The sequence below is a fragment of the Streptomyces rimosus subsp. rimosus genome, from assembly GCF_000720725.1.
Classification (GTDB): Bacteria; Actinomycetota; Actinomycetes; order Streptomycetales; family Streptomycetaceae; genus Streptomyces; species Streptomyces rimosus_A.
This window is the reverse complement of the sequence record NZ_JOCQ01000032.1, coordinates 63,881-84,441: the sequence shown is the minus strand read 5'-3', so window position 1 is coordinate 84,441 and position 20,561 is coordinate 63,881. Positions and strand designations below refer to the sequence as shown.

The window sequence follows — 20,561 nt, the reverse complement described above, 5'->3', positions numbered from 1 at the left end:
CCCCGGCCCCGCCCCCCGCCGTAACCCCTGCCCCTGCGCCCGCCGCCCGCCTGGCCTCGGCCCTGCGCATCGGCGCGACCGCCACCGCCGTCGGCCTGCTGACCGGCTTCTTCGGTGTCGGCGGCGGCTTCGTCGTCGTACCGGCGCTGACGCTCGTCCTCGGCCTGGAGATGCCGGTCGCCGTCGGTACGTCCCTCCTCGTCATCCTCGTCAACTCGGTCACGGCCTTCGCCACCCGGGCCGGGGCGGGCGGCCTGGACTGGCCGCTGCTGGCGTCCTTCGCCGCCTGCGCCGCGCTCGGCAGCTGGCTCGGCAACCGGCTGGCCGCACGGGTACGGCCGCAGGCCCTGTCCACGGCGTTCGCGTCGCTGGTCACGGTGCTCGCCATATCGATGGTGGTAACCAGCATTCCCCGCTTATAGCCCCCGGGGAACAATCCCCCGATCCCGTCCTCGACCCCAGGAGGAAAACCCATATGACCCCCGCCTCGTCGCACCACCAGGTCGTCATCATCGGCGGCGGTACCGCGGGCATCACCGTCGCCGCCCGGCTGCGCCGCGCCGGGCTGCGCGACATCGCGGTGCTGGAGCCTTCCGAGACGCACTGGTACCAGCCGCTGTGGACGCTGGTCGGCGGCGGTCAGGCGCCGCTGCGGGCCGCACTGCGCACGGAGGCGGAGGTCATGCCGCCCGGCGTGCGCTGGCTGCGCGAGTCCGCCGCCTCGGTCGACCCGGCCGCGCGGACGGTCGGTACCGCTTCGGGGCGGACGGTCTCGTACGACCGGCTGGTGCTCGCCCCCGGGCTGGCCCTCGACTGGGACGGCATACCGGGCCTGGCGCAGGCCCTCGGCCACGGCGGCGTGTCCAGCAACTACCGGCCCGATCTCGCCCCCCTGACCTGGGACTTCATCCGCCGCACCCAGCGCGGTACGGCGCTGTTCACGATGCCGTCCGGGCCGGTGAAGTGCGGCGGCGCGCCGCAGAAGATCGCGTATCTCGCCGCCGACCACTGGCGCAAGCGCGGCGTGCTGGGCCGCATCCGGACGATCCTGGTGCTGCCCGAGCCCGCCATGTTCAAGGTGCCGGTCTTCAACCGGGCGCTGGAGGAGACGGCGCGGCGGTACGGCATCGAGGTGCGCCTCCAGTCGGAGCTGACGCAGGTGGACGGCGCCGCGCGGGAGGCGGAGATCGTCGATCACGCGACCGGCGAGAAGGAGACGATCCGCTACGACCTGCTGCACGCCGTACCGCCGCAGCGTGCGCCGCGGTGGGTGGCGGACAGCCCGCTCGCCGACCCGGCCTCCCCCTTCGGCTATGCCAAGGCCGACCGGGCGACGCTCCAGAACCCGGACTTCCCCGAGGTGTACGCGATCGGCGACGTGGCCAACCTGCCGACGTCCAAGACGGGCGCCGCGATCCGCAAGCAGGCCCCGGTCGTCGTCGCCAACCTGCGCGCCGGGCTGCGCGGGCGGCCCGCCACCGCCCGCTACGACGGCTACACCTCCTGCCCCTTGGTCACCGCCCGCCACAAGATGCTGCTGGCCGAGTTCGACTACGACCTGGAGCCCGCGCCGTCCATCCCGTTCATCGACACGACGAAGGAGCGGACGGACATGTGGTTCCTGAAGCGGTACGGGCTGCCGCAGCTGTACTTCAAGGGGATGCTCAAGGGACTGGCCTGAGCGACACGTCCGCCACCACGCAGCTCACGTTGTCCGGCGCACCGGCCCGATGGGCCAGCGCCACCAGGTCCCGTACGGCCTGGCCGGGGTCCGGTGCCCCGGCCAGGGCGTCCTGTACGGCGTCGGAGGGCACCACCGCCGACAGGCCGTCGGAGCACAGCAGGTAGCGGTCGCCGGGGCGCGCCTCGTGCAGCCCCACTTCGGGCTCACAGTCGGTACCGCCGTCCAAGGCCCTTACCAGGAGCGCGCGTTGCGGGTGCGACTCGGCCTCCTCGGGGGTCAGCCGCCCTTCCTCGACGAGGGACCATACGTGGGTGTGGTCGTGCGTGATCTGGAACAGCGCGCCGTCGCGCAACAGGTACGCACGCGAGTCCCCCACGTGGACGAGGGCAAGGTGGGAGCCGGTCCAGAGCAGGGCGGTCAGGGTGGTACCGGCGGGGTCCTTACCGGTACCGGCCGCCACCACTTGCCGTACGGACCGGTTCGCCTCCCGAGCCGCATCCGCCAGCGCGTTGAGCAGGTCTCCGGGCCGCAACGCCCCGCCGTCGAAGCTCTCCAGGCCACGCAGGGCCTCGACGGCCGCGGCCCCGGCGGACGCCCCGGCCCCGCCGAACCCGTCGGCCACGGCCAGCAGCCGCTCCCCCGCATACGCCGTGTCCTGGTTGCTCTCCCGGACCAGCCCGGTGTCCGACAGCGCCGCGTAACGGATCTCCAGGCGGCGCCGCGTCCGCGGCTCCCCTGCCGGTGTCCGTCCCCTGTTCGCGTCCATGCCCGTCTCCTTCCCTCTCAGGTGGTTCACGAGGAAGGCGGCCAGCTCCCGGCGGGCGGCGGTGTCGGCCTCGGTACGTGCCCAGTACGCCGCCACCGCTTCGGCGGCGGGCCCCGGTGCCAGCCCGCACACGTCCCGTATACGGGCCAGCGGCATGCCGAGCTGCCGCAGCCAGGCGACCAGCCGGGCCTGCTCCAACTGGGCGAGGCGGTAACGCCGGTAGCCGTTGGCGGGGTCGACCTGCGCGGGCGGCAGCAGCCCCAGTTCGTCGTACAGCCGCAACGCCTTCGGCGACAGCCGCGAGGCCCTGGCGAACGCCCCGATGCTCAGCAGTTCCCCAAGCTCCCCGCCCGGCTCCGGTCCCACCCGTCCACCCTCCTCGTACGGGGGTGTTCCCCGCTGCCCCGAGCCTGGGTGTTCCCCCAAGGGCAAGGTCAAGCGCTCTGCCGCCCGGTGAGCGGAGTCAGATGGCTGAGGGCCGCGACGGTGAGGGCCTCGACGCCCATGGCCAGCGTCGGCTGCTTCACCGGCGCGAAGTGCGGTGAGTGGTTGGACGGGATGTCCTGGGCGAGGCGGCCGGAAGCCATGGCGGTGCGGAATTCGTCGGGGTCCCAGCCGCCGAGCCACCAGTAGTAGAGCGGCGCGTCGGCGGCCGTGGCGATCAGGCCGGCGTCCTCGCTGCCGGCGGCCGGTTCGTAGGCGAACAGCCGCGGCGCCCCGAAGTGGTCGGTGAAGGCCGCATTGACCTGCTCCAGCGTCCGGTCGTCGTTGCGGGTGACGGGGAAGGTGTTCAGCACCTCCGACTCCGGCTCCCGCGGCGCGCCGGAGGCGGCGGCCTCGGCCTTGGCGATGCGGTCGATGGCCGCCAGCACCTGGGTGCGGATGTGCTCGTCGAAGGTACGGACGCTGAGCTGCACCACCGCCTGGTCGGGGATGACGTTGGGGGCGTCCCCGGCCTGGAAGGAGCCGACGGTGACGACGGCCCGGTCCTTGGCGGCGATCTCCCGGGCGACGACGGACTGGAGGCGCTGGACGAAGGCGGCGGCCATCAGGATCGGGTCGACGGCGGTCTCGGGGCGGGAGCCGTGGCCGCCGGTGCCATGGAAGGTGATCTTCAGGCTGTCCGAGGCGGCCATGCAGGCGTCGTGCGCGTACGCGATCAGCCCGGCCCCGAACGGGGCGACGTGCTGGGCGAACATCACGTCGGGGGTGGGGATGTCGCCGTGCCCCTCACCGAACAGCCCGTCCTCGACCATCGCCCGCGCCCCGTCCCCGACCTCCTCGGCGGGCTGGAAGAGCACCACCAGGGTGCCGGACCAGTGCTCCCGCCCCGCCGCGAGCAGGTCGGCGGCGCCCGCCAGGCAGGTGACGTGCACATCGTGGCCGCAGGCGTGCATCACGCCGGGGACGGTGGAGGCGTACGGCAGGCCGGAGCGCTCGGTGACGGGCAGGGCGTCCATGTCGGCCCGCAGCAGGACGACCGGTCCGGGCCCGTTGCGCAGCACGCCGACCACACCGGTGCGGCCGATGCCGGTGGTGACCTCGTAGCCGTACGAGGTCAGCCGGCGGGCCGCCTCGGCGGACGTACGGGCTTCCCGGAAGCCGAGTTCGGGGTGGCGGTGGAGGTCTTCGTAGAGGGATTCGAGGTCCGCCATGCGGGCGTCGAGCGGGGCCAGTACGGTGTCACGCGCGCTATCGCTCATACGTAGCATTTGATCACGTAACGGACGCGCGGGCGAGGCCCGGGCCGGTCGCGGCAGGCCCGGATCAGGCCGCGGACGGCGGGCGGGAGACGGGCCGGGAGCACGCTCGGAACCCCGGAGAAACCCCCTACGCACAACGCGCGTTATGCGCGCATGGTTCCCGCGCGCCTCGTGGCGGCCCCCGTCCACGCCAGCTCTACTGAGACGCACCCCTCGACGTGGCACGGAGCAAGGAGCAGCAGTTGCACCGGACGGCCCGCCCATGATGGCCCGCATGAAGGCGCGCGGCCGTTCCGAGACCCACCGCGCCGCCACCCCCCTGGAGCTCTTCTTCGACCTGTGCTTCGTCGTGGCCGTCGCGCAGGCCGGCCGGCAGCTCGTGCACGCGCTCGCGGAGGGACATCCGGGGCACGGCATCCCCGGCTACCTGATGCTGTTCTTCGCCGTGTTCTGGGCGTGGGTGAACTTCTCGTGGTTCTCGTCCGCGTACGACACCGATGACGCGCTGTACCGGGTGGTGACGCTCGTGCAGATCGCGGGCGTGCTGATCCTGGCGGCGGGGGTGCCGCGGGCCTTCGACGGCGACTTCACGGTGGTGTGGTTCGGCTACCTGGTGATGCGGCTCGCGCTGGTGGCGCAGTGGCTGCGGGCCGCGCGCAACAGCACCGGCCGCGAGCGGACCACCGCGCTGCGCTACGCCGCCGGGGTGACCTTGTGCCAGTTCGGCTGGCTGGCGCTGCTGCTGTCGCCGGACGCCGCCCGGCCGTGGGTGTTCCTGGTGCTGGCGGTCGCGGAAATGGCCGTACCCACGCTGGCCGAGCGCGACCACCAGACCTCCTGGCACCCGCACCACATCGCGGAGCGGTACGGCCTGTTCGTCATCATCGTGCTCGGCGAGACGGTTTCCGCCGCCACGGTGGCGGTGCAGTCCGCGGTGGACGAGCAGGACGCACTGGGTGACCTGCTGCCCATCGCGGCGGGCGGCCTGCTGCTGATCTTCGCCGCGTACTGGATCTACTTCGCGGTCCCCATCCACCTGCACCTCGCCTCCAACCGCCAGGCCTTCCTTTGGGGTTACGGCCACTACCTGGTCTTCGGCTCGGCGGCGGCCATCGGCGCGGGCATCGAGGTGGCGGTGGAGGAGGCGGTCGGCAAGGCGCACCTCTCCGTCTTCGCGGCGTCCGCGACCGTGACCGTGCCCGGCGCGCTGTTCATGTTCACCGTGTGGCTGATCCACTCCCGCCACCAGAAGCGCAACCTGGCCCAGCAACTGGTGCTGCCGGTGTCCTCCGTGGTTGTCCTGGCCTGTACGTTCGCGGGGCACGCGGCGGTACTGCTGGCCGGGCTGGCCGGAGCGGTGACGGTCGCGGTGGGCGCGACGCTGACGGCGCGGCAAGGGCAGGCCTTGGGAAGCTGACGGCACGCCAAGGCCAGACCCGACAAAGCTGACGGCGCGACAGAGGCCCACGCCGAAGCGCCGACTCACCGCCACCCTCGCCCCCCTCCAGGCCATCGGACCCCACCATTCCGGCCAATGGTCCCGCGCCTTTCGGCCATTGGCCGGGCGTGACGCATGAAGACGCGAGGGACGGGGCGGGGCGTTTCCGTGGACGGTGTAGGGTGCGGATTGCCCGTTTTATGCCTACGACAGCCCACCGGCCCGGAGCCGACGGGCGAGGAGACGCCACGCATATGGCTGCCCGCCACGCCCAGCAACGCGAGACGCGAATAAGGATGACCCGTCGCGGCAAGGCCGTGAGCGGCCTCGCCCTGACCACGCTGGTGGGCACCGCACTGTGGGCCTGGCCCGCCTCGGGCGACGACCACGACGGCCACCGCTCCGAGCAGGCCCGCCCGGCCCCCTCGGCGCCGGAGGTGCCCGCGCACGCCGCCGCCGGACACGCGGAGGCGACCGTGCCGCGCGCGATCCCGGGCCTGAGCGACGCCGCCCGCAAGCAGATCCCGGCGGACTCCCGGCAGGTGCTCGTCGTCACCGGGCAGGGCGTGGACCAGCACGATTCCTCCGTCGTCCTGTACACCCGCGCGCAGGACTCCGACGACTGGCGCCCCGGCGCGCGCTGGGCCGCGCACAACGCGTCCCGCGGCTGGACCAAGGACCACCGTTACGGTGACCTGCGCTCGCCGGAGGGCGTGTTCACGCTCAGCGACGCGGGCGGCAAGCTGGCACCCCCGGAGGGCACCAAGCTGCCGTACGACCGCAACGACAGTTTCGTCGCGCACGGCACCGGCGTGGAGGGCGAGCCGCTGGGCGGTGCGTTCAACTACGTCATCGCCATCGACTACAACCGGGTCAAGGGCTCGTCCCCGCTGGACCAGCGGCGCCCGCAGGGCGCGGCGAAGGGCGGCGGCGTCTGGCTGCACGTGGACCACGACGGGCCGACGCAGGGCTGCATCAGCCTCAAGCCCGAGGTCATGCAGGAGCTGCTGCGCACGCTGGACCCGGCGCAGCACCCGGTGATCGTGATGGGCCCGTCGGGGCACTGAGGGGGCATCAGGCGGCCCGCCGTGGCACGTACCGCCCATGCCGCCACCGCGGCACGTACCGCCCATGTCGCCACCGCGGCACGTACCGCCCACCCCGTCACGGTGGCTCGTACGGGACATCCCGCCACCGCATACCCCGTGGTACGCATGTGCCATGGCCGACGACACCGAGCAGCCGCGCACCGCGACCGGTAACCACGCCCCGGCTTCCCGCAACCACCCCGGCCCCCGCCCCGGCCCCCGCGACGCCCTGACCGACGTCCCCGGGCTGCGGGTCGGCCACGCGCAGCGCCTCGGTGACGGGTGGCTGTCCGGCATCACCGTCGTCCTGGCCCCCGAAGGCGGCGCCATCGCCGCCGTGGATGTGCGCGGCGGGGGCCCGGGCACCCGCGAGACGGACGCCCTGGACCCGCGCAACCTGGTCCAGCGCATCGACGCCGTCGTCCTGGCCGGCGGCAGCGCCTTCGGCCTCGACGCCGCGTCAGGTGCGGTGGCCTGGCTGGAGGAACACGGCCGCGGCTACCGCGTCGGCCCGGACCCGGCGCAGGTCGTGCCCGTCGTACCGGCCGCGGCCCTGTTCGACCTGGGCCGGGGCGGTGACTGGCGGGCCCGCCCGGATGCCGCGCTCGGCCGCGCCGCCGTCGAGGACGCCGCCGGTACCGAACCGGGCGCGCCTGTCGCCCAGGGCAACACCGGCGCCGGTACGGGCGCGGTGGCCGGCGGCGTCAAGGGCGGCATCGGCACCGCCAGCCAGGTCCTGCCGTCGGGCGTGACCGTCGCCGCGCTCGCGGCCGTCAACGCGGCGGGCTCAGTGGTCGATCCACGTACCGGCGTACTGTACGGGCGGTACGGGGAGGTGTCCGGCCGAGGCGTGCCCTCCCCGGAAATCCACGCCGCCGCTCAGCACCGCCTCGCCGAGGCCCGTAGCGCTTCCGGGCGACGTTCGGCCACCTCCGTACACCCGCCCCTGAACACCACCCTCGCCGTCGTCGCTACGGACGCGGCCCTCAGCCGTGCCCAGGCCCAGAAGCTGGCGGGCATCGCGCACGACGGTCTGGCGCGCGCTGTGCGCCCGGCGCACCTGCTCACCGACGGCGACACCGTCTTCGCGCTCGCCACCGGGGACCGGCCGCTGGTGCCGGAAGAGGCCGCGTCCGACCCGGCGTTCGGGGTGCATCCCGAGACCGGCGCACTCAACGACATCCTGGCCGCGGGGGCCGAGGCGCTGACCCGTGCGGTGGTCAAGGCCGTACTCGCGGCCGAGACGGTGGACACCCCGGGCGGTTGCTTCCCGTCGTACCGCGACCTCTACCCGGCCCCGTAACCGCCCCCGTAACCGCCCCCGGCCCGCCACCCGTCGGAGCCCGCCACCTGGCTCCGGTGGTAGAACGGGCCATATGTCCGCGCCGCCGCCTCCTCCCACGCTCGTCCAGCCGCCCACCGGAAAGAAACCCGGTCCGCCGAGACGGCACCGGCTGTGGTGGCACCGCCTGGTACTCGGCCTCTGGTACCGGCCGGTCGAGGTGATGGACGAGGCCCGGGACCGCAGCGCGTGGAGTGCGGCGGTCCTGCTGTGCCTGGTCAGCGGCGCCCTCGGCATCGTGTCGGTGGACGCCTTCCGCAAGCAGTGGGCGCTGGACCAGCAGCTGGCGCTGCAGATGGCGGCGATCGCGGAGGCGGGGGTGCTGGTCGCCAGCCTCGCGCTGGGCGTGGTCACGCATGCCATCGCCCGTACGATCGGCGGGAACGGCCGGTTCGAGCCGACGGTCAGTCTGTTCGTCGTGCTGTTCTGGGTCACCGACCTGCCGCGGCTCGCGCTGGCGACGTGGCTGCCGCACGGCTCCACCCTCGTACAGGCCGTCGCCTGGACGACCTGGGGCTTCGGCTACCTGCTGGCCATACTGCTCATCCGGGGTCAGCACCACCTGTCCACCCTCAAGGCGGCCGTGGCGGTGGCGGTACAGATGCTGGCGTCACTGGCACTGCTGAAACTGGGGCCGGTGCGGTGACGGCCTGACCGTGGCCGGTCGGCGTGGCCGCGGCCACGCACCGTTCAGCCCTGCTCAGTACCGCTCAGCGCTGCCCAAGTACCGCTCGTCCCCGCTCAGTGCCGCTCCGGCCGCTCCGGCCGCTCCGGCCGCTCGTCCCCGTTCAGGTGCTTCAGCTGCCGTACGAGTCCGGCGAACGCCTCGCGCTCGGCGGCACTCAGCTCCACCCGTTCGGACGGCGGTCCGGCCGGTCCGGTCTGCCGGGGCACCGCGCCGAGCATCGGTCTCTGGCCGTTCGCGCCCGGGATCTCGAAGCGGTGCCGGCGCACGACCCGGGCCTGGCTCACGGCCCACCCGATGGTGACGGCGAGCAGGATGGCCAGGCCGATCTGCTGGAGGAGCGAGACGGAGGGGAGCATGCGGTCCTCCAGGTCGGTGCGCGGTTCCGGGCCCGTTCTCGGGCCCCGGCGGGGCGGACTCCAGCAGTAGACACCATGTCAGGGACCAACGTCAGGGGATTGAAGGGACTTACGTCCCACAAGTGACGTATCTCCCACACCTCCGCACCTCCCGCCCGCTGCCCCCACGCTTCGCCCACACCTCACCGCACGCCCGTCCCACCGCCTCACCACCGCCTCACGCGACGCCCTCCGCGGACGCGCCCTTCCCCTCTCCCAAGATCGTCCCCCAGCATGTCGGCACACCGCCCGCGCGACGTGAGGAGTACGCACGTGCCGCAGCCGACCCCCTCCCCCGGCGCCGCCCCCGAAGCCTCCACCGCCCCCGAAGCTCCTACCGCTCCCGCCACTCCCGCCGCTCCCAAGGCCCTGGCCGGCGTCCTGGTCGCCGACTTCAGCCGCGTCCTGGCCGGCCCGCTGGCCGCCGTCACGCTGGCCGACCTGGGCGCCGACGTGATCAAGGTGGAGCGGCCGGGGGACGGCGACGACACCCGTTCCTGGGGGCCGCCCTTCGCCCCCGGCGGCACGGCCGCTTACTTCGACGCGGCCAACCGCTCCAAGCGCGGCCTCGCCCTGGACCTCGCCGATCCCACCGACGCGGCGGCGGCCCGCGAGTTGGCCCGCCGGGCCGACGTACTGATCGAGAACTTCCGGCCGGGCGCGCTCGCCCGCTACGGCCTGGACCCCGCGACGACCCTCGCCGCCCACCCCGGTCTGGTCCACTGCTCGATCACCGGCTTCGGCTCCGGCGCGGGCGCGCACCTGCCGGGCTACGACTTCGTCGTCCAGGCCGTCGGGGGCCTGATGAGCATCACCGGCGAGCCGGGCGGCGCGCCCCTGAAGGCGGGCGTCGCGCTCGTCGACGTACTGACGGCGAAGGACGCGGCCACTGCCGTACTGGCCGCGCTGCGCCACCGCGACCGTACGGGGCAGGGCCAGCACGTCGAGGTCAACCTGCTGTCGTCGCTGCTCGGCTCGCTGGTGAACCAGGCGTCCGGACAGCTGGCCACCGGCCGGGACCCGGGCCCGATGGGCAACCGCCACCCGAGCATCGCCCCGTACGAGACGCTGGCCTGCCGGGACGGCGAGCCGCTGGCCGTCGCGGTCGGCAACGACCGGCAGTTCCGCGCGCTGGCGCACGCGCTGGGCGCGCCGGAACTGGCCGACGACGAGCGTTTCGCGCGCAACCAGGACCGGGTCCGCCACCGCACCGAGCTGGTCAAGGAGCTGGAGGAGCGGCTGGCGGCGGACACGCCCGCGGCCTGGACCGAGCGGCTGACCGCCGCGTCCGTCCCCTGCGGGCCGGTCAACACCGTCGGCGAGGCGCTGCGGCTGGCCGAACGGCTCGGCCTGGAGCCGGTCGTGCCGGTCGGCGCGGACCGGATACCCCAGGTGCGCAGTCCCCTACGGCTGTCCGCGACGCCGGTCGCCGCCCCGCACGCCCCGCCCGCGCTGGACGAGCACGGCGAGCCCCTGCGCGCCTGGCTGTCCGGCCCGCCCGACGCGCCCCTGCCGCCCCTCCGTGACTCCTGAAGTGACGTTCATCACACCAGCTTCGGGAGTGCAACCAAACCCGCCCGTAGTTGCTGTTTACCAGCACTGACTAACAACACCCTTGCATGGAGCAGCCCGTGACAATGCCGGACAACACCGCGCCGCCCGCACCGTCCCGCACCCGTCGGCTGCGTCGCGGACTCGCGGCGGCCTCCCTCCTCGCCGCTGGTGCCCTGGCCCTGTCCGCCTGCGGCGGTGACGCCTCGGCGGGCGGCAAGGACGGCAAGGACCAGGCCGGCGCGGACGCCGCGGCAGCCAAGGACGCCTCCGAGGCGAAGATCTCGGTCACCTCCAAGGACGGCGCCACCGACGCCAGCATCAACGACACCGGCGTCAAGGTCAGCGGCGGCAAGCTGACCGACGTCAAGCTGGTGCAGGCGGACAACGGCGCCACGGTCAAGGGCTCGATAGCCGCCGACGGCTCCTCCTGGAAGCCGTCGGTGCAGCTGGAGCGCGGCACCAAGTACAAGCTGGTCGCCAACGCCAAGGACGGCAAGGGCCGCCCCGCCACCGAGAACCGCACCTTCACCACGGTCACCTCGAAGAACAGCTTCATCGGCTCCTACACGCCCGACGGCGGCAAGACCGTCGGTGTGGGCATGCCGGTGTCCTTCAACTTCGACAAGGTCATCACCAACAAGAAGGACGTCCAGTCCCACATCACGGTGACCTCCAGCAGCGGCCAGAAGGTCGTCGGCCACTGGTTCGGCTCGCAGCGCCTGGACTTCCGTCCGGAGCAGTACTGGAAGGCCGGCTCCAAGATCACGCTGAAGATCGACCTGGACGGGGTCAAGGGCGGCGAGGGCATCACCGGTGTCCAGTCCAAGACGGTGAACTTCACCATCGGCCGTTCGCAGGTCTCCACCGTCGACATGAACACCCAGACCATGACGGTGGTCCAGGACGGCAAGACCATCAAGTCGATCCCGATCTCCGGCGGCAGCCCGAAGAACCCGACCTACAACGGCCAGATGGTCATCTCCGAGAAGTTCACCCAGACCCGGATGGACGGCTCGACGGTCGGCTTCGGCGGCGAGTACGACATCAAGGACGTACCGCACGCCATGCGCCTGTCCTCCTCCGGCACGTTCATCCACGGCAACTACTGGGGCAGCCCGTCGATCTTCGGCCGGTCCGGCACCAGCCACGGCTGCGTCGGTCTGCGGGACAACAAGGGCGGTGGCGGCGACACCCCGGGCAAGTGGTTCTTCGAGAACTCGCTCGTCGGCGACGTGGTGGTCGTCAAGAACTCGCCCGACAGCACGGTCAAGCCGGACAACGGCCTCAACGGCTGGAACATGTCGTGGAGCCAGTGGACCGCGGGCAGCGCGAGCTGATGCGGTAGCCGCGAGGCGCTAGCAAGGTGGCCGGTCCCCGCGGGGGACCGGCCACTTCCATGTCACCGTCCGTACCGGTGCACCGGTGGGGCGTACGGCATCAGCCACAGCGCCTCTCAGGTGTTGGCGCCTCGTGCCGATATCTGCCAGCGGTCGACCACCTCACGGTGCCGGACGACCACCAGCTCATCGGCGAGGTTCACCGGCGTGCAGATGTGGTTGGGGACGAGGGCGACCCGCGAGCCCAGGCGCGGCCCCGGCACACCGTCCGGAAGGCGGACCACCGCATGGTGCTCCCACAGCCCCGAGACGGTCCCCTCCGGGTACCGGGGCAGGTAGCCGTGGCCCCTCACCCACGGTGACCGGTCGGAGCCCAGGACCTTGCTGCCGACGTCCAGCACGAAGCGGTCGCGCGCGGGAACGCTGATCACCGTCGCCTCGACGGTCAGCGCGAGGTCCTCCACCCCGCACGTGCCGATGGCCAGCTGTGTGGCGTCGTTGAAAACGTAGACGCCGGGGCGCAATTCGTTGACCACGCCCGGCTGCCAGCGGCCCGCGGTCGGGGTCGATCCGCCACTGACCACCTGGGCGTCGAGGCCCAGGTCCCGCAGCGTCTGTGCGGCCTCGCCCAACGCCTGCTCCTCGTCACGAGCGGCGAGTTCCCGCGCCCGCGGGACGTGGCCGTAGCCGTGCCCCGGGAACGTGAACACGCCGACGACGTGTAGTCCTGCGTCCGCCGCGCCTTCTTCATGACAGGTCCCCCACCGGCCCCGTCAGGCCGCCACCGGAGTGCCCTCCGCCGGCTCCGGCTCCGGCGCCACGGAGGCCGGTTCTGTCGTCTTCCGCAGCCCCTTCAGCAGCACCACCAGCGCGGCGCTTACCGCCGTACCGGCGAGCACGGCCACCAGGTACAGCAGCGGCTGTCCGATCAGCGGCACCACGAAGACGCCGCCGTGCGGGGCGCGCAGTGTGCAGCCGAAGGCCATCGACAGGGCGCCGGTCACCGCGCCGCCCGCCATCGCGGACGGGATGACGCGCAGCGGGTCGGCCGCCGCGAACGGGATGGCGCCTTCGGTGATGAAGGAGGCGCCCAGTACCCAGGCCGCCTTGCCGTTCTCCCGCTCGGTACGGGTGAAGAGCCGGCCGCGGACGGTCGTGGCCACGGCCATCGCCAGCGGCGGCACCATGCCCGCCGCCATCACCGCGGCCATCACCTTGAGGCTGCCCTCGTTGGGGTTGGCCAGGCCGCCCACCGCGAACGCGTAGGCCACCTTGTTGAGCGGGCCGCCGAGGTCGAACGTCATCATCAGGCCGAGGATGACGCCCAGGATGACCGCGTTGGCGCCGGAGAGGCCGCTCAGCCAGTCGGTCAGCGCCTTCTGGAGTGCCGCGACGGGCTTGCCGATCACCAGGAACATCAGGAACCCGACGACCGCCGACGAGAGCAGCGGAATGACGACGACGGGCATGATGCCGCGCAGCGCGGGCGGTACCCGGACCCGCTGGACCGCCATCACCACCGCGCCCGCGATCAGGCCCGCGATCAGGCCGCCGAGGAAGCCCGCGTTGACGGTCAGGGAGATCGCGCCGCCGACGAAGCCCGGCACCAGGCCCGGCCGGTCGGCCATGCCGTACGCGATGAAACCGGCGAGGACCGGGACGAGGAAGCCGAAGGCGACGTTGCCGATCTGGAAGAGCAGTGCCGCCCAGCTCGCGGACTCGGTCCACACGAAGTGCTCGGCGACGGACGGCGCCTTGTTGATCCCGTACCCGCCGATCGCGAAGGCCAGCGCGATCAGCAGGCCGCCCGCGGCGACGAACGGGACCATGTAGCTGACGCCGGTCATCAGCCACTTGCGCAGCCGGGTGCCGAAGCCGTCGCCCGCCTCGCCGCCCCGGTCCATGGGCGCGGGGCCGGCCGTCGCGGGCGCGGAGACGTCGCCGCGCGCGGCCTTCTCCCGTACTTCCGCGATCAGTTCGGCGGGCCGGTTGACCCCGGCCTTCACGCCCACGTCGACCGTCGGCTTCCCGGCGAACCGCGCCTTGTCCCGTACTTCCACGTCGTGCGCGAAGATCACGGCGTCCGCCGCCGCGACGACCTCCGGGTCCAGCCGTGTGAACCCGGCCGAGCCCTGTGTCTCCACGACCAGCTCGACCCCGGCTTCCTTGCCCGCCTTGGCCAGCGCTTCGGCGGCCATGTAGGTGTGGGCGATGCCGGTGGGGCAGGAGGTTACGGCGACGATTTTGAAGGGGGCGGCCGTGTTCTCCGGCGCGGCACCGGGCTCGGGCGTTGCCCCGGGTGCGGACTCTGCCTCGTCCTCTGCCTTGTCCTCCGCCTTGTCCTCTGCCTTGTCCTCCGCCTCCGTTACGGCTCCCGGCTCATCACCCCGGATGAGCGCCGCCGCGGCCGCCGGATCGTCCGCCGCCCGCAGCGCCCCCGTGAACTCCTCGTCCATCAGGTGCCGGGCCAGCGTCGACAGGATCGACAGGTGGTCGGCGTCGCCGCCCGCCGGGGCCGCGATCAGGAAGATCAGGTCGGCCGGGCCGTCGGCGGCGCCGAAGTCGATCCCGGCGGCGCTGCGTCCGAAGGCGAGCGTCGGCTCGGTGACGTGCGCGCTGCGGCAGTGCGGTATGCCGATGCCGCCGTCCAGGCCGGTCGGCATCTGGGCCTCGCGCGCGGCCACGTCCGCGAGGAAGCCCTCCAGATCGGTGACCCGGCCCCGCCCGGCCATCCGCTCGGCCAGCGACCGCGCCGCCGCTTCCTTGCTCCCGGCGGACAGGTCCAGATCGACCAGTTCCGCGGTGATCAGCTCACTCATCGCGGGCTCCTTCGCTCGCTCCACGTCCACGCCCGGTTCCGGAAGGAACCGGTCCGCTCAACCCCGCCCCGCTCACCCCGCCGGCTCCCGCAGCTCCATCGCCACGGGCACCGTCTCCCCCACGACCACTGCCGAAAGATCGAGATCCTTCGGCGTCGGCATCGCACTGCCCGGCAACTGCACCGCCGCGGCCCCGTACGCCACCGCCGAGGCCAGCGCCGATACGCCGGTCCCGCCCGCCGCCAGGAACCCGGCCAGCGAAGCGTCGCCCGCGCCCACGTTGCTGCGTACGGCCCCGACCCGCGCGGAAGCGAACCGCACCCCGTCCGCGTCCACGAGCAGCTGCCCGTCCGCGCCGAGGGAGGCGAGCACCGCGCCCGCGCCCAGGTCCCGCAGTTCGCGCGCGGCCTCGACCGCGTCGCCGATGGTGCGCAGCGGGCGGCCCACCGCCTGGGCGAGTTCCTCCGCGTTCGGTTTGACGACGTCCGGCCGCGCGCGCAGCGCCGCGGTCAGCGACGGTCCCGACGTGTCGAGCGCGATCCGGGCTCCGGCCCGGTGCACCTGGGCGACCAGTTCCGCGTACCAGGAAGGGGCCAGCCCGCGCGGCAGGCTGCCGCAGCAGGCGATCCAGTCCGCCCCGGCCGACCGGGTCCGTACGGTGTCCAGCAGCGCCCGCGACTCGTCGGCCGTCAGCTCCGGCCCCGCAGCGTTGATCTTCGTGAGGGTGCCGTCCGGTTCGACGGCGGAGATGTTCGACCGGGTCTGCCCGGCCACCGGTACGCCCGCGACCTCGATGCCCTCCGCCGCCAGCAGGCCGCCCAGCGCCGCGCCCGCCGGTCCGCCCAGCGGCAGCACGGCGAGCGTGCGGTGCCCGGCCGCCGCGACGGCCCGGGAGACGTTGACGCCCTTGCCGCCCGGGTCGATCCGGTCGGCGGTGGCGCGCAGCACGGCGCCGCGCTCCAGCGCGGGGATCTCGTACGTACGGTCCAGGCTGGGGTTGGGGGTGACGGTGAGGATCATGCGCGCACTACTTCCGTGCCCGCGCGCTCGATGGCGAGGGCGTCGTCGGGGCTGAGCCCGGTGTCGGTGACGAGCAGGTCCACGTCGTCGAGTCCGCCGAAGCGGGCGAAGTGCACCTGCCCGAACTTGCTGCTGTCCGCGACGAGCACGACCCGCCGCGCGGCGGCGACCGCGGCCCGCTTGACGGCCGCCTCGGCGAGGTCGGGGGTGGTCAGGCCGCCTTCCAGGGAGAAGCCGTTGGTCGCCAGGAACACCACGTCCGCGTTGATCTCGCGGTAGGCGCGCAGGGCCCAGTCGTCGACGGCGGCCCGCGTACGGTGCCGGATGCGGCCGCCGACGAGGTGCAGGGTCAGGCCCGGGTGGTCGGCCAGCCGGGCGGCGACCGGGAGGGCGTGCGTGACGACGGTCAGCTCGGCCTCCAGCGGCAGCTCGGCGGCGATCCGGGCGGCCGTGGTGCCCGCGTCGAGGATCACGCTGCCGGGTGCGGAGCCGCCGGGCAGTTCGGCGAGCGCGGCCCGCGCGATGCGCTGCTTCTCGTCGGCGGCGACGGTGTCCCGCTCGGCGAGGTCCGGCTCGAAGTCCAGGCGCCCGGCCGGGATGGCGCCGCCGTGCACCCGGCGCACCAGCCCGGCCCGGTCCAGGGCCTTCAGGTCCCGGCGGACGGTCTCGGCGGTGACCTGGAACTCCTCGGCGAGGGAGAGGACGTCGACCCGCCCGCCCTCGCGCGCCAGACGCAGGATCTCCTGCTGCCGCTCCGCTGCGTACATGATGATTTACGCCTGCCTCATGCCCGACCGTGTGGTTTCAAGGCAAAGGTACGACCGGACAGGCGTGAAGTAAACACATCCGGGCCCGCAATCAACGTAAACGGGCACACCCGGCAGCACGAAGCCGGTGCTGAAGGGCAGTAAGAAGTGCCGAAGCGCAGCAAAGAGCCCCGGTACCGAAGGGGGGAGTACGGCACCGGGGCTCGTCTTGAGGGAAGGGGTGAGGGAGGCAGGGACCACGCACACGCGACCGCCGCTCATCCCGCGTCAGGCCACCACCGACGGGGACGCGAGAGCGGGGCCCAGGGCGCGACCGCCCTATGCCGCCGCGTCGAACCCCGTGTCGCGTGCCATCCGCTTCAGCTCCAGCAGCGCGTGCTTCTCTATCTGCCGGATGCGCTCGCGCGTGAGGCCGTGCTGCTTGCCGACCTCGGTGAGCGTCCGCTCGCGGCCGTCCTCGATGCCGTACCGAGCCTTGATGATCGAGGCCGTGCGGTGGTCGAGGCGGTCGATCAGGTCCTCCAGCTCCTCGCTGCGCAGCAGCGTCAGGACGGACTGCTCGGGCGAGGCCGCGGAGGTGTCCTCCAGCAGGTCGCCGAACTGGGTGTCGCCCTCGTCGTCGACCGACATGTTCAGGCTGACCGGGTCGCGCGCCCAGTCCAGCACGTCCGTGACGCGCTCGGGCGTGGAGCCCAGCTCCTGGGCGACCTCGGCGGGCTCCGGGTCGCGGCCGTTCTCGCGGTTGAACTCGCGCTGGACGCGGCGGATGCGGCCCAGCTCCTCCACGAGGTGGACGGGCAGCCGGATGGTGCGCGACTGGTCCGCGATGGAGCGGGTGATGGCCTGGCGGATCCACCACGTCGCGTACGTGGAGAACTTGAAGCCCTTGGCGTAGTCGAACTTCTCGACCGCACGGACCAGGCCCGCGTTGCCCTCCTGGATCAGGTCGAGCAGGGGCAGGCCGGAGCGCGGGTAGCGGCGGGCGACCGCTACGACCAGGCGCAGGTTGGAGCGGATGAAGATGTCCTTGGCCTTCTCCGCCTCGTCGGCCAGGGCCTGGAGCTCCTCGCGGGTGCCGCCGGCGGCGTTGCCGTCCTCGACGATCCCGTCGAGGATCTGCCGGGCGTAGACACCCGCTTCGATGGTCTGGGAGAGCTCGACCTCACGGGCGGCGTCGAGCAGAGGGGTACGCGCGATCTCGTCGAGGTACATGCCGACCAGGTCGCGGTCGGCGATCTCCCCGCCTACGGCGCGAACACTGTTGGCCCCGTCGGCACCGCTGCTGGTGGCCTGACGACGGGCGACGGCACGGGTTGCCATGCGTGTGCTCCCTTGCGATGAGTCTGCGTGAGTCGGTCGCGGGATGGTGGCGGTGGGGACACCGGGTGCTGTCTGGCCTCCGAGTACCCCTTCCGAAGGAAACAACGGCTGGAATCCGGACAGAATTCCCACGACGCGCACCCATTTTCGTGATCATGCAGTACCCTGCATCCCCACCAAGGAGGGCGGATGCCGTCGGAGTACCGGGAAGTGCAGGTCAGAACGGCCACCGAAGCTGATCTCGGTGCCCTCACGGACCTCTACAACCACTACGTCCGTGAGACGACCATCACATTCGACACGGAGCCCTTCACCCCCGAGCAGCGGCGCCCGTGGTTGCTCTCCCACCCTGAAGACGGCCCGCACCGCCTTCTGGTTGCTCAGGAGCGGGCGCAGCGGGAGCGGGCACCGGACGGGCGGCTCCCCGGTCACGGTGACGGGCTATTGGGCTATGTGACCAGTAGTCCTTTCCGGATCAAGCCCGCCTATTCCACTTCGGTCGAGGTCAGCGTCTACTGCGCGCCGCAGGCCGCGGGCCGCGGCGTCGGCACGCTGCTCTACAAGGCGCTCTTCGAAGCCCTCGCCGACGAGGACGTGCACCGCGCCTACGCGGGCATCGCCCTGCCCAACGAGGCATCCGTCCGGCTCCACGCCCGCTTCGGCTTCCGGCACGTCGGTACGTACGGGGAGGTCGGCCGCAAGTTCGGGCGCTACTGGGACGTCGCCTGGTACGAGAAACACCTGGGCACCGGCTCCTCCGGTTGACGCTCGCGGGGTGCGGGTGTGGCCTGGAAGACGGGGCGAGTGAGAGGAGCCCGTCATGCAGACGCCCGCCCACCGGCACGGCGCGACCGCCGACCAGCGGCCGCGGCCCGCGTCGCACCCGAACGCAGCACCCGCGCACACACCCGGCTCGAACACACCCGGCTCCGAGCCGCACGGCAGGTCCGGCACCGCCGTGGCCCTGCCCGTCGCCGCGGCACTCCTCTACGGCCTGTGGACCGTCTTCGTCGACCGCACCAGCGGTTCCTCGCTGGGCCACGCCTGGCTGCTGGGCCTGATCACGGCCGTCGTCAGCGGAGTGCTCGGCCTGCTGCTCGTACGGGTCCAGCCGACCCTGGTCACGGAGGTACGGGCGCTGGCGTACGGAGCCTTCTTCGGCACCGCGATCGGCTACCTCTACAGCATCTCCGGCACGGCCGGGCACACCACCCTGGAGTCGGTGCGCATGGGGCTGGTGATGGGCGCGGTGATGTTCGCCGTCTCCCTGTACATCTTCCGTACCCACCGCACCCGCGAGCCCCACGGCGAACACCGCCCGCGCCGGGCCCACCGCCACCCGCACCCGTCCAACTGAGCACCCGCCTCCAGGGGTCCCGTTCCTCCGGCACGGCTGCCACCCTGCCGTCATGCCGAGACACCAGAGACCCCGGAGAACCCCGTATGTCAGCAGGCGCGCCTTACTGGCGGCCACCGCGTGCGGAGCGATGACCGCCGTCGCCGGTGCCACCCCGGCGACGGCGGCCGTACGCGGCGCGCCCCGCCGCGTGACCTCCGCCCCCGTGGGCGACCCGGACGGCTTCCACATGTGGCAGCCCCTGGACCTGAACCGGAACGGTCATGTGATCGGGTCCTCGGAAGGGACGGGCGGCACCGCCAACGCGCTGGTCTGGGCGAACCGGCGGCTGACCACGGCCCGGCTGCCCGCCTCCGGCGGCAGCCTCTACCTGGAAGCGATCAACGACAACGGGCAGCTCGCGGGCAGTCACCGGGGCGGTGCGGAGGACCTTCAGACTGCCACCGCCTGGCCCGGCGGCGCGGCCGCGGAGCCCGTGTTCCTGGAGACCGACCCGCGCTACCGGGACAGCCGCGCCCACTGCCTCAACAACCGCGGCCAGGTCGTCTACCGCTCCTCGGAGCGCCCCGCCCTCCCCTACCGCGGCTTCGTGTACGACCTGGCGAGCGGCGCCCGCACCGAGATCGTTCCGCCCGCGGGCCAGACCGGCGGTGTCCATCCGCGTGGCTTCAACGACAGCGGCCAGCTGATCAGCAGCGTCTACGCCTCCGGCACCACGTACGCCTTCTTCTGGGACGGCCGTACCGCCACCGACCTGACCCCGCTCGGCATCTCCGGCCTGACCGATCTCAACGCGCGCGGTCAGGTGCTCGGCACCTACCGCCCGCCCTCGGGCGGCGGCTTCCAGCGCGCCTTCATCTGGCAGGACGGCCATCTGACCGACCTGGGCTCGCTGGGCCCGTACGGCGTCGATCTCTCCTTCACCCGCCGGCCCATGAACGACCTCGGCGACGTGATCGGGATCAGCCACACCGCCGACGGGCACCTCCCCTTCCTGTGGAGCGAAGGCCGGATGACCCGGCTGCCCACCAACGGCAAGAAGGACGTGTGGCCGCTGGGCATCAACAACCGCCGGGAGATCGCGGGCCGTTACTCCACGGACGGCTATGCCACCCGGGCCTGCCTGTGGCGGAACGGCGCATTCGTCGACCTGGGCACACCACGCGGTTACAGCGACTGCGAGGGCCTGATGGTCACCGAACAGGGCGACGTACTGGCCTTCGCGTCCGACTACGACAGCCGCCGCAACTGCACCTTCCAGATCACCGCGACCTGACGGGCGC

The 20,561-nt window shown here is 72.7% G+C and carries 19 protein-coding genes; 11 read left to right on the top strand and 8 right to left on the bottom strand.

Features of this window, described 5'->3' with window-relative positions; all coding sequences use genetic code 11:
• On the top strand, positions 1 to 422 hold a 422-nt coding region (locus tag IH45_RS0118475; protein ID WP_030669023.1), incomplete at its 5' end, for a sulfite exporter TauE/SafE family protein.
• A 53-nt stretch (positions 423 to 475) separates the two neighbouring features.
• A complete protein-coding gene (locus IH45_RS0118470) occupies positions 476 to 1,681 on the top strand; it encodes an NAD(P)/FAD-dependent oxidoreductase (RefSeq protein ID WP_030669021.1) in 1,206 nt (401 codons plus the stop codon).
• Here the strand turns inward: IH45_RS0118470 and IH45_RS0118465 are convergent.
• Both IH45_RS0118465 and IH45_RS0118460 read right to left on the bottom strand, forming a co-directional pair.
• Positions 1,665 to 2,816 (bottom strand): MerR family transcriptional regulator, encoded by a 1,152-nt coding sequence (locus IH45_RS0118465; RefSeq protein ID WP_032917763.1) that lies wholly within the window; start codon positions 2,814 to 2,816, stop codon positions 1,665 to 1,667. The two genes, IH45_RS0118470 and IH45_RS0118465, sit on opposite strands and share 17 nt — an antisense overlap.
• Before the next feature lie 68 nt (positions 2,817 to 2,884).
• The gene (locus IH45_RS0118460) at positions 2,885 to 4,153 is read right to left on the bottom strand and encodes an amidohydrolase (RefSeq protein ID WP_030669017.1); all 1,269 of its coding nucleotides are present in this window, start codon (positions 4,151 to 4,153) and stop codon (positions 2,885 to 2,887) included.
• A gap of 262 nt (positions 4,154 to 4,415) precedes the next feature.
• On the opposite strand from IH45_RS0118460, the gene IH45_RS0118455 reads away from it, so the two are divergent.
• The 4 genes from IH45_RS0118455 (at position 4,416) to IH45_RS0118440 (ending at position 8,667) form a co-directional block, all read left to right on the top strand.
• Positions 4,416 to 5,570, top strand: coding sequence for a low temperature requirement protein A (locus IH45_RS0118455; RefSeq protein WP_032917760.1), 1,155 nt, complete (start codon positions 4,416 to 4,418; stop codon positions 5,568 to 5,570).
• A gap of 275 nt (positions 5,571 to 5,845) precedes the next feature.
• Positions 5,846 to 6,658, top strand: coding sequence for a L,D-transpeptidase family protein (locus tag IH45_RS0118450; RefSeq protein WP_030669013.1), 813 nt, complete (start codon positions 5,846 to 5,848; stop codon positions 6,656 to 6,658).
• 154 nt (positions 6,659 to 6,812) lie between these two features.
• Positions 6,813 to 7,982, top strand: a complete 1,170-nt coding sequence (locus IH45_RS0118445; RefSeq protein WP_030669011.1) for a P1 family peptidase — start codon at positions 6,813 to 6,815, stop codon at positions 7,980 to 7,982.
• Between the two features lie 73 nt (positions 7,983 to 8,055).
• Positions 8,056 to 8,667 carry a Yip1 family protein gene (locus IH45_RS0118440; RefSeq protein ID WP_234440584.1) on the top strand — a complete coding sequence of 204 codons (612 nt, stop codon included), beginning with the start codon at positions 8,056 to 8,058 and terminating at the stop codon, positions 8,665 to 8,667.
• Positions 8,668 to 8,762: 95 nt separating this feature from the next.
• Here IH45_RS0118440 and IH45_RS0118435 read toward each other — a convergent pair whose 3' ends face one another.
• Entirely contained in the window at positions 8,763 to 9,065 is a 303-nt protein-coding gene (locus IH45_RS0118435) for a hypothetical protein (protein WP_030669007.1), read from the bottom strand.
• A 312-nt stretch (positions 9,066 to 9,377) separates the two neighbouring features.
• Here IH45_RS0118435 and IH45_RS0118430 point away from each other — a divergent pair, with 312 nt between their 5' ends.
• Both IH45_RS0118430 and IH45_RS0118425 read left to right on the top strand, forming a co-directional pair.
• Positions 9,378 to 10,637, top strand: a complete 1,260-nt coding sequence (locus IH45_RS0118430; RefSeq protein WP_394298683.1) for a CaiB/BaiF CoA transferase family protein — start codon at positions 9,378 to 9,380, stop codon at positions 10,635 to 10,637.
• A gap of 104 nt (positions 10,638 to 10,741) precedes the next feature.
• Complete coding sequence (locus tag IH45_RS0118425; RefSeq protein WP_050514966.1) at positions 10,742 to 11,995, top strand: L,D-transpeptidase; 1,254 nt, start codon at positions 10,742 to 10,744, stop codon at positions 11,993 to 11,995.
• A gap of 116 nt (positions 11,996 to 12,111) precedes the next feature.
• On the opposite strand, the gene IH45_RS0118420 is transcribed toward IH45_RS0118425, so the two are convergent.
• The 5 genes from IH45_RS0118420 to IH45_RS0118400 all read right to left on the bottom strand — a co-directional run bounded on the left by IH45_RS0118420 (position 12,112) and on the right by IH45_RS0118400 (position 17,921).
• Complete coding sequence (locus tag IH45_RS0118420) at positions 12,112 to 12,705, bottom strand: type III PLP-dependent enzyme domain-containing protein (RefSeq protein ID WP_234440583.1); 594 nt, start codon at positions 12,703 to 12,705, stop codon at positions 12,112 to 12,114.
• 63 nt (positions 12,706 to 12,768) lie between these two features.
• A complete protein-coding gene (locus IH45_RS0118415) occupies positions 12,769 to 14,814 on the bottom strand; it encodes a PTS fructose transporter subunit IIABC (RefSeq protein ID WP_030668995.1) in 2,046 nt (681 codons plus the stop codon).
• 72 nt (positions 14,815 to 14,886) lie between these two features.
• Positions 14,887 to 15,834 carry a 1-phosphofructokinase gene (gene pfkB / locus IH45_RS0118410; protein ID WP_030668993.1) on the bottom strand — a complete coding sequence of 316 codons (948 nt, stop codon included), beginning with the start codon at positions 15,832 to 15,834 and terminating at the stop codon, positions 14,887 to 14,889.
• Positions 15,831 to 16,601 carry a DeoR/GlpR family DNA-binding transcription regulator gene (locus IH45_RS0118405; protein ID WP_003979573.1) on the bottom strand — a complete coding sequence of 257 codons (771 nt, stop codon included), beginning with the start codon at positions 16,599 to 16,601 and terminating at the stop codon, positions 15,831 to 15,833. Before IH45_RS0118405 ends, pfkB begins: the two co-directional genes overlap by 4 nt.
• A gap of 318 nt (positions 16,602 to 16,919) precedes the next feature.
• A complete protein-coding gene (locus tag IH45_RS0118400; RefSeq protein ID WP_030668991.1) occupies positions 16,920 to 17,921 on the bottom strand; it encodes a sigma-70 family RNA polymerase sigma factor in 1,002 nt (333 codons plus the stop codon).
• Positions 17,922 to 18,110: 189 nt separating this feature from the next.
• Between IH45_RS0118400 and IH45_RS0118395 the strand changes: the two genes are divergently transcribed.
• From IH45_RS0118395 to IH45_RS0118385, 3 genes are all read left to right on the top strand, one after another.
• The gene (locus IH45_RS0118395; RefSeq protein ID WP_030668988.1) at positions 18,111 to 18,686 is read left to right on the top strand and encodes a GNAT family N-acetyltransferase; all 576 of its coding nucleotides are present in this window, start codon (positions 18,111 to 18,113) and stop codon (positions 18,684 to 18,686) included.
• Between the two features lie 55 nt (positions 18,687 to 18,741).
• Positions 18,742 to 19,278 carry an ABC transporter permease family protein gene (locus tag IH45_RS01000000143770; RefSeq protein WP_050514965.1) on the top strand — a complete coding sequence of 179 codons (537 nt, stop codon included), beginning with the start codon at positions 18,742 to 18,744 and terminating at the stop codon, positions 19,276 to 19,278.
• A gap of 130 nt (positions 19,279 to 19,408) precedes the next feature.
• A complete protein-coding gene (locus IH45_RS0118385) occupies positions 19,409 to 20,554 on the top strand; it encodes an HAF repeat-containing protein (RefSeq protein ID WP_030668982.1) in 1,146 nt (381 codons plus the stop codon).
• The last annotated feature ends 7 nt before the right edge of the window (positions 20,555 to 20,561 follow it).

Excerpts from the sequence above, each read along its gene's own strand:
- IH45_RS0118470 (WP_030669021.1), top strand. The coding sequence starts at position 476 with ATGACCCCCGCCTCGTCGCACCACCAGGTCGTCATCATCGGCGGCGGT.
- IH45_RS0118460 (WP_030669017.1), bottom strand. The coding sequence starts at position 4,153 with ATGAGCGATAGCGCGCGTGACACCGTACTGGCCCCGCTCGACGCCCGC.
- IH45_RS0118455 (WP_032917760.1), top strand. The coding sequence starts at position 4,416 with ATGATGGCCCGCATGAAGGCGCGCGGCCGTTCCGAGACCCACCGCGCC.
- IH45_RS0118450 (WP_030669013.1), top strand. The coding sequence starts at position 5,846 with ATGGCTGCCCGCCACGCCCAGCAACGCGAGACGCGAATAAGGATGACC.
- IH45_RS0118445 (WP_030669011.1), top strand. The coding sequence starts at position 6,813 with ATGGCCGACGACACCGAGCAGCCGCGCACCGCGACCGGTAACCACGCC.
- IH45_RS0118440 (WP_234440584.1), top strand. The coding sequence starts at position 8,056 with ATGTCCGCGCCGCCGCCTCCTCCCACGCTCGTCCAGCCGCCCACCGGA.
- IH45_RS0118435 (WP_030669007.1), bottom strand. The coding sequence starts at position 9,065 with ATGCTCCCCTCCGTCTCGCTCCTCCAGCAGATCGGCCTGGCCATCCTG.
- IH45_RS0118425 (WP_050514966.1), top strand. The coding sequence starts at position 10,742 with ATGCCGGACAACACCGCGCCGCCCGCACCGTCCCGCACCCGTCGGCTG.
- IH45_RS0118415 (WP_030668995.1), bottom strand. The coding sequence starts at position 14,814 with ATGAGTGAGCTGATCACCGCGGAACTGGTCGATCTGGACCTGTCCGCC.
- pfkB (WP_030668993.1), bottom strand. The coding sequence starts at position 15,834 with ATGATCCTCACCGTCACCCCCAACCCCAGCCTGGACCGTACGTACGAG.
- IH45_RS0118405 (WP_003979573.1), bottom strand. The coding sequence starts at position 16,601 with ATGTACGCAGCGGAGCGGCAGCAGGAGATCCTGCGTCTGGCGCGCGAG.
- IH45_RS0118400 (WP_030668991.1), bottom strand. The coding sequence starts at position 17,921 with ATGGCAACCCGTGCCGTCGCCCGTCGTCAGGCCACCAGCAGCGGTGCC.
- IH45_RS0118395 (WP_030668988.1), top strand. The coding sequence starts at position 18,111 with ATGCCGTCGGAGTACCGGGAAGTGCAGGTCAGAACGGCCACCGAAGCT.
- IH45_RS01000000143770 (WP_050514965.1), top strand. The coding sequence starts at position 18,742 with ATGCAGACGCCCGCCCACCGGCACGGCGCGACCGCCGACCAGCGGCCG.
- IH45_RS0118385 (WP_030668982.1), top strand. The coding sequence starts at position 19,409 with ATGACCGCCGTCGCCGGTGCCACCCCGGCGACGGCGGCCGTACGCGGC.